The organism is Methanothermobacter thermautotrophicus (genome assembly GCF_014889545.1).
GTDB classification, from domain to species: Archaea; Methanobacteriota; Methanobacteria; order Methanobacteriales; family Methanothermobacteraceae; genus Methanothermobacter; species Methanothermobacter thermautotrophicus_A.
Genome location: NZ_QKOF01000003.1, coordinates 218,054 through 242,009, shown reverse-complemented (window position 1 = coordinate 242,009; position 23,956 = coordinate 218,054). Strand labels below are relative to the sequence as shown.

Below are 23,956 nucleotides of genomic sequence, written 5' to 3'. Positions count from 1 at the left end.
TGCGGTTTTTTGCTGTGGGAAGCCCACTTCACTGCCAGACCACCCTCATACTCATCACTTTCATCATTATCATAAATGGCATGGCGGTCATGGCGTGGGGGCTTATACCTGATCTCGTTTCGATCTCAGTAGTTAAGTCCTGCTGCGTTGTGGGTGTGTACTGCGGTTTTTTGCTGTGGGAAGCCCACTTCACTGCCAGCCACTCACTCTTAAAAATTTATATACACTGATTTTCATAGAATTCAATGTCACATCGTAACGACCGGTGCCATAGGTCCTTCTATGATGTGGGCTGATGCCTCATATGATTAGAAGAAACCCAGCATCGGACAGACTGCCTGCTTCGAGGGTTGCTCGGGGAGGGAAGGGTAATCTACCTGTGAACCCGTAGAGTTAGTACGCAGGCAAAATTATTCTATTCCCATGAGAAGGGAGCAGATAAAAGGAAGCCCTGAATTACGCAGGCAAATTTATTCTTTGTTCCATAGATCCTCAAAATCATCGAACTGCTCGCTTATCCAGTGGTAGATTGTTCTTTCAAGAACCCTTGCCTTGAGACCTTCTGAAATCTTCTTCCTTTTCCCAGGACTCATTTTTATGGCACTGTAAATCGCATCTGCAGTTTCCTTTATATCAAAGGGGTTTACACCTATTACATATTCAGAAAGTTCCTCATAGCATCCAGCCCGTTCTGAGAGTATCAGGGCACCATCTTCTCTATTGATAATCGCAGCCTCCTTTGGCACTATGTTCATACCATCTGCAATGGGATTTACAATCAGGCAGTCATAGTTCTTAAAGGCGGCTGCAACAAGTTCGTAGTCGGCACGGTAAATGTATTCAATGGGTTTCCATTCATCTGTACCATACTTCTCGTTGATCTCATCTACAGTATCTTTGACCTCCTCAGAGTAATTCCTGTATTCCCTTATCTGCTGTCTTGTTGGTTTACCGGTTGCAAGAAACTTTACCTTTCCATGAAATTCTGGATGATCCCTCAAAAATAATTCATAGGCCCTGAAACCACGTATTATGTTTTTGCTGAGATCAGCCCTATCTGTTCTATATATAAGAAACATGTTCCCCTTTAATTTCCGAACAAATTCATCCTTTTCCATGAAGGTGGGGGAGCTGACGGTCCTTTCCATGCTTTCAGGGTCAACGGATATGGGGTAACTTTTAACAAGGGTTTTTTCATCCCCGTTCCTCACGATACCTCTGTCCCTCTCAACCTCATAACCAAGGTCCTCACAGCACTCAAAGAAATTGGCGCAGTATCTCTCTATATGGAAGCCAAGGATGGTATTTGATAGAAGGCCTCCTATTATGTCAGCTCTCATCCTTTCAGGAAGTATATTGAAGTAATCCCTTTGTGGCCAGGGTATATGTATGAAATGACTTAAAAATACGTCACCAATTTCCTTTTTTATGAAGAAAGGACATAAATAAAGATGGTAATCCTGTAACATAATCAGGGAATCCTTTTCATTTCTCTCAATTTCAGATATCACCTTATCCCCAAATTTTTTATTGACATGTACATAGCCATCTTCCCAGGCACTGTAAACTTTATCATCTATCAGAGGATCGTAGGGAGTATTCCACATGTAGTGCTGGACGAACCAGAGAAGAGGATTGCTTATAATGCTGTAGTATGACTCATATCGCTCACGATCCACTATAACGAATGAAACCGTGAATCTGGGATCATCTTCAGGGAGTGGAACCCGGTTCTCGGGGTACCTTGAGGCGACCCTTGCATCTTCAACTGTCATTGCACTTGAAATCCACACACCACTGAACCTTTCAACGAGGGGCAGCAGTGTTGAGACAAGGCCGCCGGCACCCCTCTTCATGACAGTTTCATCATTTTCCCTGAAGAATTCCACGGGGCCCCTGTTGGATACAATAACAGGGTTCTTGTCTTCAAGAAACCTCATGGCACGCTTCTGAAGCTCACTCACCATACAGATCACTCATTTCATTCTTTATAAGATCTACTATATCACGTGATCTTTTCTGGGTTTCCTCTGGGGATTCTGATTCAATATAAACCCTCAGAACGGGTTCAAATCTTGAGGGCCTTACAAGAATGACCCCATCCTGATCTTCAACCCTTATACCATCGATAATTTCAACCTCACCTTCATGAAGATGCTTCAGCAGTTTTTCAATAACAATATCCTTAAACTCGTTCGGACATTCGACACTGAATTCAACCCTGCTGTACTTACCTATTTCAGATGCGAGGGCGTGGAGTGTCCTGTTCTCCTCTGCAATGATCTCGAGTATCTTTAAAAGTGTGAAGGTGGCGTCATAGCAGCACTGAAATTCAGGGAATATGTACATTCCAGGTTCATCACCGCCAAAAACAGCGTTTTTTGCGTGAACCTCATTGAGAACGTTGTTAACAGATGTCCTTATGAGACGTCCCCTGCTAACCCTCTCAAGGGATTTTGATGCAACCACAGAGGAAACCACAGGTCCATCCCCTCTTGATATGTAATACCCTGCAAATATTGATAGAACGGTCTGATCCCTTAACAGCTGTCCCCTTTCATCTATAAAGAAGATAGTATCCCTGTCATTATCCAGTATAACCCCCATATCTGCACCCACAGCCTTAACAACGTCTGAAATCAGGGATATGCTGGATGGATTTGCAATTGGAAAGTTTTTACCAAACAGGGATCCCCTGAATGTGATGTTGATGGTCTGACACCCAAGCTGGTTAAGTATCTCACCTTCAACATTATATGGGGAGCCATCATCGTATCCAAGCACGATCAGGAACTCCCTTTCACTCACAGATGGAGATACTGACTCCATGATAGATTTAACATAGGATTCAAGATAATTATCAACGTATCTCAGCTTTCCAAGTTCTTCATATTCCGCATAAAGGGTGGGGCGCTGTTCAAGGGGTATTTCATGGTTGCTGAGAATTTTAATGTTTATTTCATCAGCACGGAGAGGTGAACGGGAGACGTTTATCATGAGATGGGCATCGAAACGCTTCATATTGTGATGCATAACAGGCACCGTGGCCACACCGAAATCGATTACATCCACACCTGCAGCCATCAGCCCAGTCCCAATGGCCCTTTTTATCAGCTGAGATGGGGTGTGGGCATCCCTTCCTATGAGTACGCGTTTGCAGCTTACATAGTCACCTATCAGCATCCCGAGGTTTAGTGCAAATTGACAGTCTATATCCCGGTTAACAGAACCCCTTATATCCTGCAAATACCTTGCCATGGGGATCACCAGGGTACCAGTGGATAGTCTGAGTCCACAAGGGAGCCAGATAATATTCTGAGGTCGTTACTGACAGTGCAGTTAGACCTGATAACGGTTGAAGGACCTATAAATGCCCCGCAGCCAATTATTGCGCATCTATCAATTGCACATCTGGCTCCTATTTCACACTCTTCATCGACAACACAGTTTAGAAGCTGAGAACCTCTTCCAATTGCACAGCCATCAAGAATAACAGATCCCCTTATAAAACTGTTCTCCCCTACATTAACCTTGGCTCCGATCACTGTATTTCTGCCTATATATGCACCATTACCTATCCTTGAACCATCTCCGATAACAGCAGGTCCCACAATACGAGCCCTCTCCCCTATAAAGACGTCCCTGCCGACCCATATTTTTCCAAATCTACCTGGAACTTCATCGATTATCTCACCCTCGGGTTCAGGCATCACAGTCCCGTTTAAAGCATCATGATTGGCCCTTAAGAAGGTGTTGGGTTTGCCGACATCATTCCAGTATCCGTCGAAAAGGAATCCATACATCCCGGCATCCTTCTCTATCAGAAAGGGGAAAATATCTGCTGAGAAGTCAGAGTTTCCCCGGGGGATGTATTCAAGGACCTCTGGCTCCATTACATATATGCCTGCATTGGCGATTTTGCTGAAGACCTCTTCGGGGCGTGGTTTCTCATGAAATCTGTTTATCCTTCCATCATCATCCAGAACCGCTATTCCATAATGTGATGGATCTTCGACGGGTGTGAGCGCCACTGTGACAAGGGCATTCTTTTTCCTGTGGAATCTTACCATTTCTCTCAGATTGAGATCAAAGAGCACATCACCACTGAGCACAATGAATGTTTCATCTATTTCACTGAAGGCTGCCTTCACACCCCCAGCCGTTCCAAGCGGCTCCTTTTCGACTGAGAATTTAAAATCAATTCCAGTGTACCCTTCGAGGACATGGGATTTTATCTGATCTTTAAGGTAGCCGAGTGTCATCACAACCTTCCGGTACCCGGAATCGAGAACCCTCTGGATTATGTAATCGAGGATTGGCCTGTTTGCAACGGGTACAAGGGGTTTTGGCCTTGAGAATGTTAATGGCCTTATTCTTGTACCCTTCCCCCCCGCCATGACAACCACGGATGTCATGAACATTATTTATGTTATTTCGCACTAATAAGTATTTTTTTTCAGTAGAGATGCAATTATCTTATTAATTAGGGAACTACTTTAAGAGCCATTTGAAGAATTTAAGAACTTCAGAGACCCCAGAGACAAAAAATCGAGCGCTGTTCTTTACTTCAGCAGGTATTTCTTTTGACAGTACAAGTATCGGGACATTATTCATGTTTCTCTCTGATTCAAGTTTTCTGAGTTCCCTGAAGGCATCAGCATCTGTTGTATCATCTCCAAGGTACACTGCAGATGACACACTGGAATCCTCCAGTATCTTCCTCACTATAAAGCCCTTGTTGTAATGGAGGGGTGGCTTGAGTTCCACAAGCATTCGCCCCTCATCCACCTTCAGCCCCTTTGATTCAGGTATATCCCTCAGCTTTCTGAGTATTCTTTCACGTGATAGCATGGGATCCGAGCACTGACGGTAATGTATGGAATAGCAGATGCCCTTATCCTCGAATATGAGGTTCTCATCATGTGTTCTATTTCTAAGTTCAAGGGCACATTTTTTTATGAGGGGAAGATAGTCTTCAACTTCACTGAAACGCTGATAATTTCCATCTATGATATACTCAAGACCATGGTTTCCAACATAAATTGCACCGGGAACCCCCACCATCTGGAGTGCATCATGGACAGGTCTTCCGCTTATAAAGGCCAGGAGCCGGTATCTTGATGCAAGTTTCCCCAGAACATCCCTCATTTCATCGTCCACAAAGGCTTCTTCAGGTGTTGGTGCTATTTCACTTATGGTCCCATCTATGTCCGTGATTATGGCTGTTTTATCTGCATTCTTCAAAAATTTCAGGTCATCCAGGAAATCAAACAGATAATCAGGCATCAAGAACACCCTTAATTTTATCAAAAATCATGTAGGGGTCACTGCCGATAACAGAACTACCAAAGAGTTCCATTCCACCTATATCAGAGGATTTTGACGTGATGCTTCCCCTGTCAACGATCCTTATAATGCCTGGAATATTCATATCCTGGTTGAATGGATGTATTGAGAGGTTAAAGCTGCAGACACCAGCTTCATCTATCAGGCACCTCAAAATTTTAAAGAGGCACATCTGGAGTTTCCTGTCCCCTCCAAATTCACTCTTAAATGTTATGTTAATTTCTCTTTCCTTTACTGGCGTGATACTTGCATATACAGATACATCACCGTATTCAGCCCCAAGCCCAATGGCACTGTGCACCCTGAAGACATCGTCCTGATAAGATGACCCGTAGGTCTCAAGGTACCTTCTGGAGGCTTCTTCAAGGAATGAAACCTTTCCATAGGGCCTCTCACCGAGGAGAAGCTGCATATGCCCGTGTATCTGTGACGCACCCGCACGTGGCATACAGTTCCACACTATAAATGGAAAACGGAACCCTGAGGATTTCGCTGCCAGTTCAAACCACTTTGAAGCCGTTGAGAGGTAATCTGAAAGTTCTTCGAAGCTAAAATCAAGGGGATTATGTTTTCTGAAAATTAAAAGGCCACTCCATGCATCATACTTTGCGATGTTGGACGCTGTGATTGAGTGCTGACCCCTTACACGCCCAAAATCGTCTTCAGGAGTATACAGTTCCGGCATGCAGAAGTCACACCGGGCATCGTCCCTGAGCAACTCCTTCAGAATTTTTTTAGCATCTCCATGATCCATAACAGGTTTCTTTAGACGAAATGAATTAAATAGCGCGCCTTCACCGGTCCAGCGGTTGTAAACCCTTATAATCTTCTGTTCTTTCACGGATTCAATAAAATTTTTATCAAACCTCTTCTCAAGTCCCCCAGTCACCTTAAGGGACCCATGTGAGCACCCCACTTCATATATTCGGTTAAAGGCCTCATAGATGGATGGACACCTAACTTTAAGGGCCCCTATATATTCTTCAAGGTCTTCCATCATAATTATGATTTACTTTCTCCTGCTTTATCTGTTTTCTGAAACTTTTCAAGTATCTTCCCATAGACAATCCTCTCTTCATCAGAGGATTTCTCATAGATCATCCTTATTATAAGTTCAGGTGTGCTCCTTGCAAGGTAGTTTATGCGGGGTGTTCTATCAACTATTAAATTGTACTCATCATCAAGGCCCCTGGCCTCAATACCATCCACCCTGACATCGACATACTTCATTATCTCACGGGCCATGTGGGTAACGATGACCGCAAGGGAACTGGACTCCCCTATGAACTCTATGAATGTTGCTATAATCTTCACGGCAGCGTCAAGTTCTGTGATGGCCTCAAGCTCATCAAGGAGGATAAGCTTTGAGTTTTCACTTGTGGTGACCGGGGTGAAGGTCCTTATGAATGATTCAAATGCACCCGCATCCAGGGACCTCTTCTTCGAGATGAAGTAAACCTCATCAACGATCCTGACACGGGCCTCAAGGGCACAGACCGGCAGACCCATCTGGGCCATGATGGTGACCTGGGCCAGTGTCTCAAGGAGTGTTGTTTTACCACCACTGTTGGCCCCGGTCAGCAACACGACATTATCATGGTCACCGATCTGATAGTCAACACGCTGGGAGTTCCGGGATCCCACAAGGTTAAGGTGGAGGGCCCCCCTCAGACTTATTTCATCACCGAACTCAGGTTCGGTTAGTTCATATTCATGGGCAAAGAGTCCGAGGGCGAGGCGGTAGTCGAATTCCATTATATCCCTTATTTCACCTTCGACGGAATCCCTCAGTTCACTTAGTCTGGTTGCAGCATCAACCTTAACCTCGAATTCCCTCAGATTCCTTGAAGCAGCCTCAAGCCTCTTAACCCTTTCAACCTCTCTCTGGTCAATCTTGAGGGGATATGATCTTATGAAGGGGTCAAATTCAATACCGGTCTGCTTTCTTATCATGCTTCGCGCCTCAGAGAGGACATCATCAAATATCCTCTCAAGTTTGGCTGTCATGCCCTGGTTCAGGAGGGCCAGCACCTCATCACCGCTGAGGTCGATGTCCTTTATGAGGTCCCTGAGCCTCATATCAGCCCATGCCTTGACGGAATTCACGGCCTCGTCGATGTCAACCTCTTCCTTACCGGCACCCTGAAGCGCATCCATTATCTCAACGACTTCATGGAGGCAGGTCTCCATTCCAAGGATCCTCTTAATCTCAAGGGCGTTACGGAAGATTTCAAGGTTTTTTCTGAAGTAATTGAGGACACATTCCGGCACAATTTCATGTTTATCTGAATCAGCGGTCACCATTATGGTGTTGAATGTATCCTCAAGTTCAATCATTCCCTCAGAGTAGACATAGATTATGAGTTCATATTCATCAAGTTCACCCGGGTCCGGATTGAGAATCACCGGATGGTAACGGTTGAGTCCCATGTCTATGAGGAGGTCGTAGTCCTCCCTTGTCTCCACAAGGATGGCCTTGGATGGATTGAAGGTTATGGGGGGGTCCCGGGGTCTATCCAGATTCCTGAGAAGTTCCCTCAGTTTTTCAACAGGCAGTTCCTCCACCATTCTCTTTGCTTCCATAACCATTCTTATATGCTCCATCATGGAATCGGTGTCTGTGGAGGGATGCAGAAGCATTATACGGTTACGGGCGTAGTCTGTATGGGCATAGGACATCATCAATTCCTGTATCTCCTTGTATATCTGAAATGCTCTCTCTGTCTTTAAAAATGATGGTAATGGGTTTCCAAGAAGTCTATTGGCTATTTCAATGGCCCTGCGCTGACTTATACCCTCAATTGCAACAAGCCTGTCAATCTCAAGGTTTTTAACTGCCTTGAGGAGTTCATCCTCACCGCCAAATTCATCTACTATCTTCCTCGCCAGTCTTTCCCCTATTCCACTGACCTCTGTAAGGACGGCCTCAACTGAATCTCTGGAATTCATCATGCCAACTATGCATTTCCTTTGATATATAGGAATTCAGAGTGCATCTGGAAACTATTCTCTGCTGTGAAGCAGCTTGACTTTTATAAGTTCCAGGAGTTTTATTGGGACCATTCCCAGACAAGAAAGTTCAGCTAAACCAGCGAAGAACCCACCAGATGCACATGTGGGCCCGCATTACTCCCTGAGACCGTGCCTGAAATGTGATGCTGTTATACCGTATTCACTTTCCCCCTCAATTTTTTCCTTGATGTCAACTATCCCTTCAGGGTTTTCAAGGGCCTCAATGTATGATTCCACAAGGGCTCTTGTTCTCCCAGGAGGATATATACGACAGTCAATGGAAAAATTCCTGAAACCCCATCTCAACAGTGATGGAAGGAAGTCTATGAGACAGGTCTCTCTTGAGTTCATGATAACGGTTTCACACCCCATGAGCTGATTCATTGGGAATGTAGCTCCTCTACTGTCCCTTAAGGCCCACAGTGAGTCTGATCCTGTGTTGAAATCCTTGGGGACCAGCCTCCAGAGGTTGTCCCTTGTAACCATGGCGGTGAGGTTCCCGTGAACTGGAACCTCAAGGTTACCTTCCATCCCCATGAGGTCCTCCCCGGATAGTTCCGGTGAAACTGTTAGCATGTGGAACCTCCCCGACATCAGCATGGAGGATATGCTGTTGAATATGTTGAGGGCCGGGGATCCATATATCTTCACACCACCCCTTATCAGCTCGGGGATCCCGAACCCACCAACCATGATGTTCAGGTTCAGTTCATCTTCAATTTTGAGCAGTCTCCTTAGAAGCCAGTCATGGGTTATATCAGGCCACTTCCATACGAATTCAGCATCGTATCCCGATGCAATGTCTCTGGCTTCCCTGAGGATTGATCTGACATCATTCCAGTCACATTCCCTGAAGTCCCTGTGGATCATGGGTTCGAAGTATACCCTCCCAGCTCCTGCCATCAGGGCCGTCTCCAGGGATGGGAGGTCCTCAACATATACTGAGATGCAGGGGCTTTGATCTCCACCCCCGGCTGCAGACCTCCCGGCGAAACCCTCTGAAACCTTCTCAGACGATTTCTTCTCCTTGACCTTCTCTGATCTCTTCTCCTCAATTATTCTCTTCTCAACTCTACTGAGAAGCTCCCTTCGGAGGGCATTAAGGCCGCTGATGGGATGGAAAAGTCCTCCAGGATATCTGAATTCCGCAAAACTTAATCTGAAGGGTTTATCACCGGCTTTCAGAAGCTGTTCTCTGATTGTGTCGGGTGCCAGGGGCCTTCTGAGGGCCCTCTCGAACTTCGCATCAATGGATTCCCTCAGAGTCCTTCCATCCATTGACCATTCGGCTGTGAGATGAACTTCACCATCCTCTGATGCAATGAACCGGAGCTCAACGTCCCAGAGGTGGGGTGGATGTGAACTCCTGAGCTTTTCAGTGAATTTCTGGAGTTCCCTTCGTCCTGTGAGATAGACCCTGCTACCAGGGGTGACAGGTTTTGAGGGAATGGAGAGAATACCTCCATCCAGCAGGTGGTCACCGAGGCGGATGCCCATACTGTTTTTCTGGAAGAAGAGACCATCACCCCTCCTGGGCACAGTCTCTGAGGTCAGCCTTACGATTGCCCTGCCCATGGAGTACTTCTCAACGTATCCAATGGGAAGGCCCCTGTCACCGGGGTATTCACGCCCCATGAAATCCTCACCGACCAGGTGACCCCCCTTCAGGGTCCTGTTGAATGTCAGCATCAGCCTTTCAAACTCTTTTCTGGAAGGCCTCCACCTCCCCTCCTTTATCTCATCAAGGGCCCTCCTGTATACGCTGACCGTGGTGGCGACGTACTCGGCCGACCTCATCCTGCCCTCTATCTTGAGTGAACTGACACCGGCATCAACGAGCCTGTCAAGGTGCATGTAGGCTGAGAGGTCCCTGGTAGACAGGAGGTACTTCCAGGGGAGTTTAACAACCCTCCTTCCGGGTTTGAGCTGGATGAGTTCATACTTCTTTCTGCAGGGCTGGGCGCACCGCCCCCGGTTGCCGCTTCTACCCCCTATGAATGATGAGAGCAGGCACTGTCCTGAGTAGCTGTAGCAGAGGGCCCCATGTATAAATACCTCGATATCCACCCCAGCCTTTGAGGTTATATCCCTGATCTCATCAACTGAGAGCTCCCTTGCAAGTATAACCCTCTCAAGGCCCACATCCTCTGCCCATTTGATGCCGGCCATGTTGTGGATGGTCATCTGGGTTGAGGCATGGAGTGGGATGTCAAGTGATAGTTCATCCCTGAGAAAAAGTATGGAGGGGTCCTGTATTATCACTGCATCTGCCCCTGCTGCATGGAGTTCCTGGAGGTAATCCGATACCCTCTGGATCTCCGAGTCCCTTATGAGGGTGTTTAGGGTTACGTAGACCCTCCTGTCATGGAGGTGAGCGTAGTCCACGGCTTCCCGGATTTCCCTGAGGCTGAAATTCTCTGCATAGTACCTTGCACCAAAGTCCTTTCCTGAGAGGTAAACCGCATCGGCCCCTGCATTCAGGGCCACCCTGAAGGTATCAGGGGAACCAGCAGGCGCAAGGAGTTCAGGTATTTCCAACTGGAATTTCCTCCGACTAAAATCAGCTTTATTTAATTTCCTCGAGGACGTCTGTAACTATTTTAAGGAATTTTTCCACCAGGGCCCTGTTACGTTCCTCACTGGCCTTCAAACGATCCTCTTCCATTTTCCTGTGAATTGCGAGGGCGTATATGTCTGCAAGGCGCTGGAGTAGTTCCAGGTCGCCCTCATCATAGCTTCCTTCCTTCCCTGAGACCATCAATATGCCCACCAGTTCATCCCTGAGGACTGCTGGAACCGCAAGCAGGTTGCTGATCTCCACGTGGTCCTCTGGGACACCACTGTACCGTGGATCAGAGGAGGGGTCATTTAGAAGAATGGCCTCCTTCTCCCTCAGTATCCACTCAATTAAACCGCCCAGTTTTAATGAATCTGTATCGAGGTGACACTCCCTTCTGACGTTCTCTGTGAGGGTATAATTCTTCAACGTGCCTGATTCAATGAAACCCGCAAGGCAGTATCTGCTCTCAGTGAGGGCCTCTGCCTTCCTGGTTATGCTATCTGAAATTTCCTCAATTGACATTGAGGCCAGTAACTGTTTTGAGAGGTCTGCTAGTTCCCGGTTTATGAGGGTCTCCCTTTCAAGGGCCTTTCTTGCAGTCTCCTTTTCGGTGACGTCCCGGTGTATTCCCACAACCCCTGTGATATTGCCCTCAAAGTCGCGGAGGGGCGACAGGGTTGTTTCGAAGTAGAATTTGTCATGGGGTGTCCATGTCCATTCATAGGTCACAGGTTCCCCTTTGAGGGCCCTCCCGATCATCTCATGGTGAACCTCATCCCCGAAGACCTCCACAAGTCCTTTTCCCAGAACATCATCGGCTTCAAGGCCGTATCCTGCAAGGGGTCCGGGGGATACCATCGTTAACCTGCCTTCACTGTCTGCTGTGAACAGTATATCCTGAACCGATGAGAGTATTGCCCTGAAGAGTTCATCGTTCTCAGCCAGTCTACGCTCAAGTTCATGTTTGTAGAGGGCCACCTCAATGACGCTGTGGAGTTCACGGTCCTCGAAGGGCTTTATTATGTAACCGAAGGGTCCTGTTACCTTGGCCCTCCTGAGGGTTTCCTCGTCTGAGTATGCTGTTATGTAGACTATGGGGACCTTCATCCGCTTATTTATCTCTTCAGCAGCTTCTATACCGTCCATTTCACCTTTGAGGACTATATCCATCAGTATGATGTCTGGCCTTGTTTTTTCGGCCATTTCAACGGCCTTTTCACCTGAGGAGACGGTGGCTGTAACCTCGTATCCAAGTGATTGAAGGCGCTGGCTGATATCAATGGCAACTATGCTCTCATCCTCAACCACCATAACCTTAGCTCTAGACATGGTCCACCTCAATTATCACTAAAATAATCCTAAATAATTCTGTGTCTGAAGCATTATAAAGTTATGTCCTCCAGCGGAGGAGAAGATCTTTTCCCGGGTCCTGATGGATTAACCACGATCCTCGGTAGGGGAAGATTTTTTACCTGTTCCTGATAGATTAACCACCATGTACATATGCTTTGAGGGAATCGATGGTTCCGGTAAGACAACCCATGCCTCCCTGACGGCAAGCTGGCTCAGGGAAAACGGTTACAGGGTCCAGGAAGTCAGGGAACCAACCGATTCTAATATCGGAAGCCTCATAAGGAGCATGCTTTCAACTCCAGGTGCCAGGGCACCTGATGTTCAGAGGATCCTTGCCCTGCTCTTTGCAGCGGACCGGCTGACACTGAGGAGTAAAATTGAGGGTAAATGGTCAGATGGGGTGGTTATAAGTGACAGGTGCTACTATTCCAGTCTGGTGTATCAGGGGCCTGAGGAATGGATTTCTGAGATAAACAGGTTCGCTCCACGACCAGATATTGTCATACTCCTCGACATCGACGTTGAGGTGGCCATGGAGCGATGTGGCGGAACCGATGAGTTTGAGGATCCCTCATACCTTGCAGGGGTACGTGAAAGGTACCTTGAACTTGCAGATAAAGAGGGCTTCTACACTGTGAACGCTGAAAGGGGGGTTAATATGATCCAGAGGGATATACGGAGGATACTGGCCCCCCATTTAGGCATATGTTCAGGGGGCATACTGTAGCCTCCTTAACGGTTATCATTTTCAGGGAACTAAAAAAAGGAATTGTTGGATCAGCTCCGTGTGGCCGGGTTTTCGAGTTCCTCTATTCTCTCCCTGAGAGACTCGAGGATTCTGTCCCTTGCCCTCTGGAGTTCCTCCATTTCACCCCTCAGAACAGGGCCATCATCGGTCTGTATCAGTTCAACCTCATATTTTTCAATTATTTCAGCCATCGTTGTATGTGTTATGCCAGGCGGCAGTCTCATTTCATAGAGCATCTAAACACCTTCCATGTATTCCCTTACAGGTTCAAGCATTTCCACAAGGTAGTCTGAGACAGCGTTCTTCAGGTCCAGTGGGTGCAGTTCACTCGTGGAGTACATCTCGAGGAGTTCATCAAGATCCAGTTGCAGGTCGCCCCCGAATTTCTCAGGTCTCCTTATGGTCATCCTTCCATACTCTGGCATTATGAAGTACTTCACGATTTCGATTATGGGGTTGCCCTCAGTCTCACCCATTGGACAGTAACTCTTCCTGACCTTCTCCCGTATTTCATCGGGGGAATCGTCGACGGCTATGAAGTTACCCTTACTCGATGACATCTTTTCGGAGCCATCGGTTCCATGGAGGAGGGGGGTGTGTATGCATACAGGGGCATCGAAGCCAAGTCTGGGCAGGTTTTCACGTGCAAGCATGTGGATCTTTCTCTGTTCCATTCCACCCAGGGCAACATCAACGTCCAGGTAGACCATGTCTATGACCTGCATTAGGGGGTATATAACCTCTGCGACCTTATGGTCCTTAGATTCTCTGGTTATCTGGGCCATGCTTCTTTTTGCTCTTAGAAGGGTTGTTATCAGGGCCATCCTGTAGACAAGATCAGTGTATTCAGGTTCTGTCTGGAATGATGATCCCAGTATGAACTCGGTCCTCTCAGGTGAGAGTCCAAGGGCCAGGAAGCATTTCTGGTTGTACTCTGCAAGTTCCCTTATTCTCTCCATGCTCCCCTTCCCGTTGAGGTAGGCATGGTAGTCTGCCAGGAGTATCTTGACCCTGAAGCCAGCGTCCTGGAGCTCCCTGAGTTTCCTCACTGTCAGGGCGTGCCCCAGGTGAACCCTCCCTGAGGGCTCATATCCAGTGTAGACAACAGGTTCATCCTTCCTGAGGACATCCATCAACTCTTCAGGGGTTATGACCTCCAGAACGTCACGGGTTATGGTCTCTAGTGAATCATCCATTTAATCATTCCTCCGCCTCATCCTCAATGATGTAGAGTCTGTTACCGATTTCTATGACAGGGACCTGCTCCCCTATATTCAGTGTTGATGTGTAGCTGTCCGCCTCGAGGTCCACTGGTTCGAAGGTTTCCGGGTGGAGTACCTGGATCATTCCAGGGGACCTTGAGGTCACAGTGGTGGTCTTCACCTCATCTGCACGGGCCACAAGGTCCATGTCATCATATTCCCCCCAGAGGATGTTCTTCACCTCACGGGTTTCAAGGTCCCTCACACTCACACCCTTCTTCCGGAGGCCAACGACTGTCAGAATTCGATCATGGTGGGATAGAAAGTCCCCAACCCTGAATTCAGCCAGCCTTAGGGATATCCACGTCCTGTAGAGTCCCTTACCGGTCGATCTGTCCTGACCCATGAGTCTTGGGGACTCCATTGTTATCCCTCCAAGTTCCTCTCTGAGGGCGCTGACAACCTTCCGGGCTGATTTGTGGGATCCTATGTAGTAGTCAACACCCTCCTTCACCTCAACCCTCTGGGGGAGGTAGGCCAGTTTGTCCCGCCTGGAAAGCCTCAGGAGTGTCCTCTGGACAACCCTGTCCGCTGTTTCTATTTCGGTTTCTGCAAGTTCCCTTCCATCGGCCCTCAGCTGTATAACCGCCTCATAGTAGCCGGCGCTCTGTTTGCTGCAGGCCGGGCATACCGTGTTTGTGATGCGGACCTCAACCTCATAGTCCTGTTTCACATGCTTCCCGAGGACCTCTGCATCGACCTCAACAAGGCACCGGTAGATGGTGCCCCTTTCCTGCATTATTTCGAGTTCGATTTCAGGGTTCTCAACGGGTTCATCCCAGCTTATGCTGTCCTCAAGGGCCCTGTACACGATTTCATCATCTGGAAGCCCTTCATCCAGCCACTGGCCACTTATAAACTTTGCACGGCAGTGGCTACACACTCTGACCTCTATCTTCTCGGGTATACTCAGGATACTGTAGTCCTCAAGGAAACAGTCCCTGCAGAGGCCTTCATATAATTCAGAATCAGAACTACCGCATTTAACACAGAACATTTCCTATGGCTGCTCCTCTCTGTTCTCTAGACGTTCTTGAGGGGGGCCTTGGCACCGCATGCCTCACACTTGAGGAGTGATATGCGGCCCTCCCTGATTATCCTCGTATCTGGCCTGTTGCATTCGTGGCATATGACGAATTTGTTCACGTAGTCATCTATCCTCTCATTTATGAGGAAGTGGGTGAATTTACCCTGAAGTATGGCCCTTCCACCCTCAAGGTTTCCTGCGGTACCCAGCTCCCTAAGAAGGAATTTCAGGAGGTGCTGGGGGTCCCTGTTGAGGGCATCTGCAACCTCCCTGAAGTTCTGTATGAATGTCCTGTTTCCCTGTATGACAGAGTATGCCTTTGGAACCTCAAAACGTTTTGTTTCAAATACTTCAGGGGGCAGCTGGTCTATTGCCCTTTCAAGTAATTTTTCATAATCATCCATAGCTGATACCTCCAGTAAAAGTGTGTAAATGGAAAATTCAGACTATCTTAAGGTATCCCCTTGCGGGTTCAAATATGGCACCCTTGTCCTTGAGGATCCTTATCAGTTCTTCAACCTTTTCCTCACTTACATTATATCTATCCATCATCTCAGTTATAAGAATATTGGTAGGTGCCCTGCCACCGTAGTCATCCTCGTATTCCTTTATGAGTTCAAGGAGAAGTCTGAACTTATCCCTCTCTGATTTAGGTGTCCTCCCCTCAACCTTGTCTATATCTATCTTGCCTGTCTCGGGGTCATAGCCGACCTGTTTGAGGCAGGCCTGTGACAGCTTTATGGCCTTCCTCGCATCCTCTGCCTCAACATGTTCCTTAAGTTTTATCTTGGCACTGGCCTCTGATAGACGCACGAGGGCCTCCAGCTGCCTCGCGGTTATGGGGACCGGTGAGTCCTCATCTGCAGCGCTGGCCCTCATTGAGACATAGAAGTCCTCCAGGACCTGCATGGCCTCATCAGTGAGGACCGGCCTGACGTTCTTCCTTGCATAGGCTATGTACTTCCTCAGGAGTTCCGGGTCGATCTCGAAGGGCATGTGGTCCTCCTTGTGGGTCTTGAGGATGTGCCTTGCAAGCTCCCTGTCCTTCTCCTCATCTGGTTTGTCTTCAACCACGAATATGAGGTCGAAACGTGAAAGTATTGTTGATGGAAGGTCTATCTGCTCTGCAATCGACTTGTAACTATCGAATCTTCCAAATTTGGGGTTTGCAGCTGCCAGGACCGAACACCGGGAGTTCAGGGTTGCCATTATCCCGGCCTTGGCTATGCTGATGGTCTGCTGCTCCAGGGCCTCGTGTATGGCTGAGCGGTCCTCCTCGCGCATCTTGTCAAGCTCGTCCACGCAGACGTTACCCTTATCCCCGAGTACCAGGGCCCCTGCCTCAAGGGACCAGCCACCGAATTCATCCCTCACAGCAGCAGCTGTAAGGCCGACCCCTGAGGTACCCTTACCACTGGTGTATATCCCCCTGGGGGCCAGCTTTGAGACGTACTTGAGCATCTGTGACTTACCGATACCCGGGTCCCCCACTATGAGTATGTGGATGTCCCCACGGAGCCTGGTCTTATCATCCAGCTCCTTACCGGTTCCCCCGAAGAGCTGGAGGGCTATTGCCTCCTTCACCTCACGGTAGCCGTGTATGGATGGTGCAGTGGACCTTATGATCTTTTCATAGATGTTAGGGTCCCCTGCAAGCTCCTTTATCTTCTCCTCATCCTCCTCACTTATCTGGAGCTCCTCAAATTCCTGTTCAAGGAACTCTGTGTAGTTGCCGTAGATGAAGTTCTTGAAACGCTTTGTCCTCTCATCCCTAACAGTCCTCAGGGTACCGGTCACCCTCACGATATCCCCGGGCGTGAGGGTGTCGACCAGGTCGTCCTCGAGGACAACTGTTATCTGCCGGGGCTGTTCACCACCTGAAAGGTTCTCCAGGGGCTCCTGGAGTTTCAGGGTCTGGGTGTCCAGGAACTCTGATTCGTCCTGCAGGAGCCTGAAGGACCTCCCACCGCACTCTGAGCAGAGTGATGGCTCTGTGATCATGTTGGTTGACTGTGTGACCTCGTGGAGTCTCATACAACCACGGCACTCAAAGACGGCCTTAACTATCCTGGGCCTTATCTCATCGGTCTTCCTGACTATACCATCAACTGCCACGAACTTGCCTATGAATTTACTCCGTAGCTCCCTGAGGGGTATTACGTTGCTGACCCCGCCGAACCTTATGTTGAGGTCCACATTCTTTCTGAGGGGGTCGATGTTCCTTATGGCCTGCTGTGCCGCCCTTATAACATCATCAGGTTTTTCGATTAGAAGGTCTGCAAGGTCAGGGTCAAACATTTCAAGGTCCAGGTAATCAACTTCAATTGATCTGACGTTCGGATATTTCTCTATTGCCTCGAATACCCTGTCCTTGTAGTCCGGCAGTGAAAAGAATTCCTCAAATTTTGTAAGTGTCTTGCTCTTATCCACGGTTTTCATCATGGAAAGTATATTATGATAACATTATAAACCTTAGTCTGCCACACATAACTGTAACCTGACCTAGTTCAATGTGCTCTGATGTATCTATACACTGTGAACTGAGAGCCAAATCCACTGTATGGGGTTGATAGAATGAAGAGATCAAGGATAAACCTTTTCAAACTGACTTCAATGACCATATCCGTCCTGGGAGTTCTCCTGATAATAGGGACAATCCTGGTATTCGCCTACATAGGTGTTGATACCATCTCAGATGCCATATCAAGTAGTGTGGATAAGGGGGCAGAGTATGATGAACTTGCAAAGCTTCAGAGTGACTACTCATCCCTGAAGGTCCAGTACGATTCGGTCAAGAAGGAGGTGTACCAGAGGAACAATGACAATCTCACCAGGACCTACCTGAACGCTGAGATAGAACTTGTGAAGGCCAGGTCAGCAATAGACGACGTTAAAAGTGCACTTGAGACCAGCAAGCCCAAATCAGAGGTTGATGAAAGGATTAAAACGACCAGGTATCAGCTCCAGGTAGCCTCACAGGCCCTGAGTGATGTGAGGGCCCTCATGTAGTTTCAGGGGATCATTCTCTCCCATTTCTTTTACTCTTATCTTTCATGTGGGTTCTAGTGGATTATTCTTTTCCATCTTTCTCTGCCCTTGAAATCCCTGCCCACGATGTACATCTCTGCACTGGCCTTCCTGGATGAGGCTGGCTTGGTGGTTTTAAGTTTCCAGAAGTCCTTCCTCAGTTCCTTTATAACCCTGTCAAGTTCAGGGCCCTGGAATGCCTTTATCAGGATGTTCCCCTTCCTATCAAGGACCCTGTAGGCTATGTCCAGGACGTTCTCAACGAGATCCACTGACCTCAGGTGGTCGATGTCCCTTATACCTGAGAGTGATGGTGCAGCGTCTGATATGACGGCGTCGGCCCTTCCTCCCAGTTCCCTGATTATCTTCTCCTTCACCTCCTCTTCGGTGAAGTCCCCCCTTATTGCCCTGAAGTTTTCAGAGGGGAAACCCTTTATCCTCTGGAGGTCAACGGCGACCACAAGTCCCTCATCCCCCACCTTATCCAGGGCGACCTGTGACCACCCACCGGGGGCCGCACCCAGGTCAAGGACCCTGTCACCCTTCTTTATAAGTTTATATCTGTTGTTGAGCTGCAGTAACTTATAGGAGGCCCTTGAACGGTAATTCTCCTTCTTGGCGCTTTTATAGTAGTGGTCCCTCTTTCTTTCAGCCTGCCACCTTTTACCCATATCAATCACCTCCTGAAATTCAGGGACCTGCATACAGGGGTCCCGGTTCTTATTATCTCGGCGTCAAGTTTTTCCCCATCAATTCTGAGCAGCATGACACTTGGATCTGTGAGGCGAGGTACGGTGGGGCTTCCAGGGTTGAGGAGGATCATGTCCTCAAGTTCCCTTATGAAGGGCTGGTGGGTGTGCCCGCTTATCAGAACATCGGCTCCAAGTTCAAGGCCGAGGTACCTCAGCTGCTGGGTGTCACCCCTGGGGTAGACCTCCCCATGGATTAACCCCACCCTGAAGGATCCTATCTCAAATAGCCCTGACCTGGGGGTTTCTATACCATAGTGGCGGTCCATGTTTCCCTGCACACACTCCACAGGGGCCAGTCTTTCGAGTTCACTGAGGATGTCTGGGGATGTCAGATCACCGGCATGGAGTATCAGTTCAACATCCCTGAAGGCATCAAAAACAGCCTCCGGGATCTCTGATGCCCTGTCAGGTATATGCGTATCTGATATAACACCTATTAGCATCTCAATTCTCCTTGATGTCTTGGATCATGGTCTGGATGTATTCCTCGGGTTTACTTATCTGCATCCCTTTAATTAGTTTTTTTTGAGAGAGGGAAACATAAAATGAATTGGGGGGTATGAATGAGGACTACCTCACGAACTCCTTGAACTCACATGTTCCATTTCCGAGGCCCCAGCATTTAACCTCCCTGAAATCCACGGCTCTTCCGCTCACAGATTCAATTATACCTGCAAGTAGGCCCCCCTCAAAGTGGCATAGGGGTTTACCTGACTCAGGGAGACCGGCACAGCTGAGGCATTCATCGACCCTGAGGTGGTATGGATCCTCCTGGAGGATTTCAAGTTCACCTATACGGTTTTCATGCATGAACTTCACGGCTTCACTGGCGCCATTTAGACCCAGATTCCTTCCAAGGTCCTTGCCGTTCTTGTAGAGGATACCGTTGGCTCCGTCTCCTATGATGGAATAGGGCATGAACCTCAGCACCCTGAAGATTTTTATATCCGTCACATTCCCGAGTTTTTGTCTTTCAACCACAAGATCACTTAAATCATACATATTCATCACCTTTTAATAAATGATTAATCCTAATATTTAAATTTTTATTACCGGGTGCATAAAAAGGAGGTCCGTGCAGTGTCCGAGAAATGAATTGTCTTTGAAGGTCTTATCAGTCACCTGCAATGAAACCTCCAATCGCCCCACCAATACCCATGAAGAGCATTGAGACAATCAGGAGGGCCAATACGAGGATTCCACCTGCAAAGGCTCCAATAAGAAAACCTACGGGCCCGGCAATGGCAGTTCCAAAGATAGTGAGTAGGATGGCAATCACTATACCGCCAAATGCCCCTGCAACAGTCGCGTTCCAGAAACCCCCGGTCGCCCCCTCCTTTACCATGAGGCCTACTACAAAACCCGCCAGGAATAATCCGAGGATTGAAGCCTGACCAACGAAGGGGCTTAGAATGTATGGAAAAACAATTGAGAGTACAAATCCAAGAATAACGGCTCCCCACTTAACCATTGTAAACACCATTAAGGTTTATGTCCGGGACTCCTAAAAAACTTTTAGATTTATAGTCATCCTGCAACATAAATACCGATATGGGTGAGAAATCTGTGGCCATTGTATTCCCCCACCACCTCATGGAGGACCACCCGGCGGCCGGGAAAACATCCAGGTTCATCCTGGTGGAGGATCAGCTCTTCTTTGGAGACCCGGTATTCAGACTAAGATTCCACAGGAACAAGCTTATTCTCCATCGGGCTTCAATGCGCCACTACCACGACCACCTCAGTTCAAGGGGTCTTAAAGCTGAATACATAGAATACAGCCCTGACCCGGGAATGGGATACCTGAGGGATCACCTTGAAGGCTACGACCGTGTCTACACCCTTGAACTCCTTGACCATGAACTTGAGGTGAGGATGAAGAAGCTTTCCATGGAACTTGGATTTGAAATAAATGAGATTGAGGCACCATTCCTCTTCAAAAGGCAGCTCATGGATGACTACTTCAGGGATGGGAGATTCTTTCTCAGATCCTTCTACATAAGGGAGAGGAAGAGGCTCTCCATTCTCATGAAGAACTCCAGGCCAGCCGGTGGTAAATGGACCTTTGACACTGAAAACCGTAAGAGAATGCCCCGAGGGTTGGAGGTACCATCCCCTGTGAAGCTCCCGGAAAATGAGTACGTAAAGGAGGCCAAAGAATATGTATCAGAGAACTTCCCTGACAACCCTGGATCCATGGACCACTTCAATTACCCCACAACACACACTGAGGCCAGGATTTTCCTGAGGGACTTCATTGAGAGGAGAATTAAAAACTTTGGAAGCTATCAGGACTTCATATCCCGTGATGAGCCATTCCTGTTTCATTCAGTACTTTCCTCCTCACTTAACATATGCCTCCTGACGCCAATGGAGGTTATAAGGGCAGCACTCAAGGCAGACGCGCCACTGAACTCCGTTGAGGGCTTTGTAAGGCAGGTTATGGGATGGCGGGAATTCATAAGGGCAGTTTATATACTTAAGGGGTCCTATGAGAGGACAGAGAACTTCTTCAACCACAGGGGCAAAATCAATCCTAAACTCTACCAGGGCTTAACAGGTATAGAGCCCTACGACTCTGCCGTGGGGAGGGTTATGAGGCACGGCTACACCCACCACATTGAGAGGCTCATGGTGATCGGGAATTTCATGCTGCTCCTCGGCACGGACCCTGATGAGGTCTACAGGTGGTTCATGGAGATGTTCATAGACTCCTATGACTGGGTGATGGTGCCAAATGTTTATGGTATGAGCCAGTACGCTGACGGGGGGCTGATTGCAACCAAACCCTACATCTCCTCATCAAATTATATCCTCAGGATGAGTGACCACCAGCGCGGGGACTGGTGCAGGGTCTGGGATGCCCTCTTCTGGACATTCTTAAATGAAAAAAGGAGCTTGATCGGAAAAAACCCCCGTATCAGGGTTCTATACAGGTATCTGACTGACAGGAAAATCGAAGAATTCAGGGGGATCCGTGAAGAGTTCATGGGAGAACTGATGGGCCGCCAGGGATTGTAGTTAACGGTCAGTTCTCTGGGGGGTCTGCTGATCGATGAAGTTTAATGGTCCACTGATAGTGGGGGCCCCTTAAAATCTACAGAAAGGGGTGAGGATCAATCGTATCCTGTATAGTCAAGGGCGCCCTGATTGTAGAGTCTCTGAAGGTCAGATGCGTGGCTCAGTTCATATGCCGCGTAGGGGTTGTTCAGGTAGGGATGCAGGAGGCCCTTCACGATGTAATAGTATGCCCCGAGTCTACCGTACTGTCTCCATGCGATCTGGACATAGAGTGGGAAACCACAGCCGGGGTTGATGAAGACGTTACCCTCCCTGACGGTGCCATGGAAGACCATGGGCATGGGACCCTCCTGTCCCTTACTTCTGGCAAGATCTTCAACGTAATCCATGGCCTCATCGAGACTGTTGAATTCATATCCATCGGCCCTGTAACGGTACTTACCATCAGGGACCCCGAATATGAATGACTCAATAACCTCACCCCAGTCTATGTCGGTCCGGTACTCTGAACTGATATATGCCAGTTCTATTATGGTCACGTTACCCTCCCTGTAGTGCCTGTAGTTTGAACTTCCGGCGTAATGGACCACGAGGGCGCATTTGGATCCCCTCTGGGCTGCGTAGGATGCCAGGACCTTGGACTGGGGGTGCCCGGGATACATGTCAGGGTTTGCCAGTTTAACGAAACCCAGACGCCCCACAGGTTCCACGGGACTCAGTGCAGTTACCCCGTAGAGGTAGGCGCCAAAGAGTAGAATGGCTCCTATGATTATATATGCTGATCTTGCCATGTTATCCTCGTCGATGAATTACTTATTTATGCTAAGGGGCCATGCTGTATAAAAGTAACGGTGCCTTGGAGGAAAATAGATAATTCCTCTTGATGGACTGCTGTATGTTGTGGTCTCCGCGGATACCAGCAAGGTCAGATAATGAATCATCTTTTCTTCAGCATCTCCTTGATTTCAGCAATCTCGCCTTTGAGGTCCTCTATACCCCTTTCTATCTCGTCCAGTCTTTCATGGACTTCCCGCTCATCCTCAGGGTTCCTGACAAACCATGAGGCCAGTGAAGCTGTCAGGAACCCCACAAAGGTGACACCAACCAGCATGAGCATGCTTGTTATGGCCTTCCCATAGATGGTTTTTGGAGGTATAACAACCTCCCCGGCGATTATTGTTGTTAGACTGTACCAGAGGGAGTCAGCTGGCCCATGGAGGGATCTGTTGACCCCTGACTCCATCATGTAAAAGAACATTGTCCCGGCCACGAGTGCAATTAGGAGTACCCCCACCGCCTGGTCAAGGTGTGTATCCACAAGGAAGGTGAAGAACTTCTTGAGGTACTTTCTGAAGAGGGCGATGACCTTTACAACCCTTATTATCCTTATAAAGCGGAATGCCCGAAAGAAGTCCACAGGGAGGAATGCAATTATATCTGGCCAGTTTTCCATGAGGAATCTCTTACGATCCTCAGCCCTTTTCAGGTTTACTGAGAATTCCATGAAGAAGATGATGCACAGGAGGAGGTCAAACTGGTTTATGGCATTCACGGTCCATGGATTTGATGGGTAGAATGAGATATAGCTTAGGAGCACTATGTCAAGTGTTATCAGGACGAGAAGGACGAGTTCCTTGGTTCTTATAAGCTTCCCGTAATCCATGACGATCCCATTATATTGTTGATCAGGTTCTTGAAACTACTTTATCTTTAGGGGGTTATGAATTTTCTGAAGTCTGACTCTATTCGTTATGTTTGAGATTACGCAGTCGCCATATAAATAATCGTCAAGTACGATTGGGAAAATGCTGATTTGATCAATGTAGTCCTCTGGAATACCCATTTTCA

22 protein-coding genes and 1 rRNA gene are annotated in these 23,956 nt (G+C 48.0%); 4 read left to right on the top strand and 19 right to left on the bottom strand.

Going from position 1 to position 23,956, the window contains the following annotated elements; translation table 11 throughout:
• Positions 1-79: 79 nt before the first annotated feature.
• Positions 80-201: ribosomal RNA gene (gene rrf / locus DNK57_RS02135) — 5S ribosomal RNA — on the top strand.
• 269 nt (positions 202-470) lie between these two features.
• On the opposite strand, the gene DNK57_RS02130 is transcribed toward rrf, so the two are convergent.
• The 8 genes from DNK57_RS02130 to DNK57_RS02095 all read right to left on the bottom strand — a co-directional run bounded on the left by DNK57_RS02130 (position 471) and on the right by DNK57_RS02095 (position 12,247).
• Positions 471-1,940, bottom strand: coding sequence for a trehalose-6-phosphate synthase (locus tag DNK57_RS02130; RefSeq protein ID WP_226890963.1), 1,470 nt, complete (start codon positions 1,938-1,940; stop codon positions 471-473).
• Between the two features lie 16 nt (positions 1,941-1,956).
• Entirely contained in the window at positions 1,957-3,258 is a 1,302-nt protein-coding gene (locus DNK57_RS02125; RefSeq protein WP_226890962.1) for a phosphohexomutase domain-containing protein, read from the bottom strand.
• A 5-nt stretch (positions 3,259-3,263) separates the two neighbouring features.
• Positions 3,264-4,415, bottom strand: coding sequence for a nucleotidyltransferase family protein (locus DNK57_RS02120; RefSeq protein WP_192961403.1), 1,152 nt, complete (start codon positions 4,413-4,415; stop codon positions 3,264-3,266).
• A gap of 76 nt (positions 4,416-4,491) precedes the next feature.
• On the bottom strand, positions 4,492-5,286 hold the full coding sequence (otsB, locus tag DNK57_RS02115) for a trehalose-phosphatase (protein ID WP_192961402.1): 795 nt from the start codon (positions 5,284-5,286) through the stop codon (positions 4,492-4,494).
• The gene (locus DNK57_RS02110) at positions 5,279-6,343 is read right to left on the bottom strand and encodes a hypothetical protein (protein WP_226890961.1); all 1,065 of its coding nucleotides are present in this window, start codon (positions 6,341-6,343) and stop codon (positions 5,279-5,281) included. The genes otsB and DNK57_RS02110 overlap by 8 nt, the downstream gene beginning before the upstream one ends.
• 5 nt (positions 6,344-6,348) lie before the next feature.
• Complete coding sequence (locus tag DNK57_RS02105; protein ID WP_192961400.1) at positions 6,349-8,298, bottom strand: endonuclease MutS2; 1,950 nt, start codon at positions 8,296-8,298, stop codon at positions 6,349-6,351.
• A 174-nt stretch (positions 8,299-8,472) separates the two neighbouring features.
• A complete protein-coding gene (locus tag DNK57_RS02100) occupies positions 8,473-10,896 on the bottom strand; it encodes a U32 family peptidase (RefSeq protein ID WP_192961399.1) in 2,424 nt (807 codons plus the stop codon).
• A 28-nt stretch (positions 10,897-10,924) separates the two neighbouring features.
• Positions 10,925-12,247 carry a response regulator gene (locus DNK57_RS02095; RefSeq protein WP_192961398.1) on the bottom strand — a complete coding sequence of 441 codons (1,323 nt, stop codon included), beginning with the start codon at positions 12,245-12,247 and terminating at the stop codon, positions 10,925-10,927.
• A gap of 166 nt (positions 12,248-12,413) precedes the next feature.
• Between DNK57_RS02095 and tmk the strand changes: the two genes are divergently transcribed.
• Positions 12,414-12,998 carry a dTMP kinase gene (gene tmk, locus DNK57_RS02090; protein ID WP_192961397.1) on the top strand — a complete coding sequence of 195 codons (585 nt, stop codon included), beginning with the start codon at positions 12,414-12,416 and terminating at the stop codon, positions 12,996-12,998.
• A gap of 50 nt (positions 12,999-13,048) precedes the next feature.
• On the opposite strand, the gene DNK57_RS02085 is transcribed toward tmk, so the two are convergent.
• Genes DNK57_RS02085 through mcm form a run of 5 tightly spaced genes read right to left on the bottom strand, consistent with a single transcriptional unit; the run spans position 13,049 to position 17,747 of the window.
• Positions 13,049-13,255, bottom strand: coding sequence for a hypothetical protein (locus tag DNK57_RS02085; protein WP_192961396.1), 207 nt, complete (start codon positions 13,253-13,255; stop codon positions 13,049-13,051).
• Positions 13,256-14,215 carry a tyrosine--tRNA ligase gene (locus tag DNK57_RS02080; RefSeq protein WP_192961395.1) on the bottom strand — a complete coding sequence of 320 codons (960 nt, stop codon included), beginning with the start codon at positions 14,213-14,215 and terminating at the stop codon, positions 13,256-13,258. It abuts the gene before it with no gap.
• A 4-nt stretch (positions 14,216-14,219) separates the two neighbouring features.
• Positions 14,220-15,278 (bottom strand): 60S ribosomal export protein NMD3, encoded by a 1,059-nt coding sequence (locus DNK57_RS02075; protein WP_192961394.1) that lies wholly within the window; start codon positions 15,276-15,278, stop codon positions 14,220-14,222.
• Between the two features lie 26 nt (positions 15,279-15,304).
• Positions 15,305-15,712, bottom strand: coding sequence for a translation initiation factor IF-2 subunit beta (locus tag DNK57_RS02070; protein ID WP_192961393.1), 408 nt, complete (start codon positions 15,710-15,712; stop codon positions 15,305-15,307).
• 37 nt (positions 15,713-15,749) lie between these two features.
• Positions 15,750-17,747 carry a minichromosome maintenance protein MCM gene (gene mcm, locus DNK57_RS02065; protein WP_394354481.1) on the bottom strand — a complete coding sequence of 666 codons (1,998 nt, stop codon included), beginning with the start codon at positions 17,745-17,747 and terminating at the stop codon, positions 15,750-15,752.
• A gap of 135 nt (positions 17,748-17,882) precedes the next feature.
• Between mcm and DNK57_RS02060 the strand changes: the two genes are divergently transcribed.
• Complete coding sequence (locus DNK57_RS02060) at positions 17,883-18,317, top strand: hypothetical protein (RefSeq protein ID WP_192961391.1); 435 nt, start codon at positions 17,883-17,885, stop codon at positions 18,315-18,317.
• Between the two features lie 53 nt (positions 18,318-18,370).
• Here the strand turns inward: DNK57_RS02060 and rrmJ are convergent, their stop codons facing one another.
• The 4 genes from rrmJ to DNK57_RS02040 form a co-directional block, all read right to left on the bottom strand.
• Entirely contained in the window at positions 18,371-19,006 is a 636-nt protein-coding gene (gene rrmJ / locus DNK57_RS02055; protein WP_192961390.1) for a 23S rRNA (uridine(2552)-2'-O)-methyltransferase, read from the bottom strand.
• A 5-nt stretch (positions 19,007-19,011) separates the two neighbouring features.
• A complete protein-coding gene (locus tag DNK57_RS02050; protein WP_192961389.1) occupies positions 19,012-19,530 on the bottom strand; it encodes a metallophosphoesterase in 519 nt (172 codons plus the stop codon).
• Positions 19,531-19,657: 127 nt separating this feature from the next.
• A complete protein-coding gene (locus tag DNK57_RS02045; protein WP_192961388.1) occupies positions 19,658-20,089 on the bottom strand; it encodes a V4R domain-containing protein in 432 nt (143 codons plus the stop codon).
• 112 nt (positions 20,090-20,201) lie between these two features.
• The gene (locus DNK57_RS02040; protein ID WP_226890960.1) at positions 20,202-20,570 is read right to left on the bottom strand and encodes a DUF5518 domain-containing protein; all 369 of its coding nucleotides are present in this window, start codon (positions 20,568-20,570) and stop codon (positions 20,202-20,204) included.
• A gap of 83 nt (positions 20,571-20,653) precedes the next feature.
• Between DNK57_RS02040 and DNK57_RS02035 the strand changes: the two genes are divergently transcribed.
• The gene (locus DNK57_RS02035) at positions 20,654-22,108 is read left to right on the top strand and encodes a cryptochrome/photolyase family protein (RefSeq protein WP_320056841.1); all 1,455 of its coding nucleotides are present in this window, start codon (positions 20,654-20,656) and stop codon (positions 22,106-22,108) included.
• Positions 22,109-22,203: 95 nt separating this feature from the next.
• Here DNK57_RS02035 and DNK57_RS02030 read toward each other — a convergent pair whose 3' ends face one another.
• Positions 22,204-22,899, bottom strand: a complete 696-nt coding sequence (locus tag DNK57_RS02030) for a hypothetical protein (RefSeq protein WP_192961386.1) — start codon at positions 22,897-22,899, stop codon at positions 22,204-22,206.
• A gap of 146 nt (positions 22,900-23,045) precedes the next feature.
• Complete coding sequence (locus tag DNK57_RS02025; protein ID WP_192961385.1) at positions 23,046-23,771, bottom strand: potassium channel family protein; 726 nt, start codon at positions 23,769-23,771, stop codon at positions 23,046-23,048.
• Between the last annotated feature and the right edge of the window lie 185 nt (positions 23,772-23,956).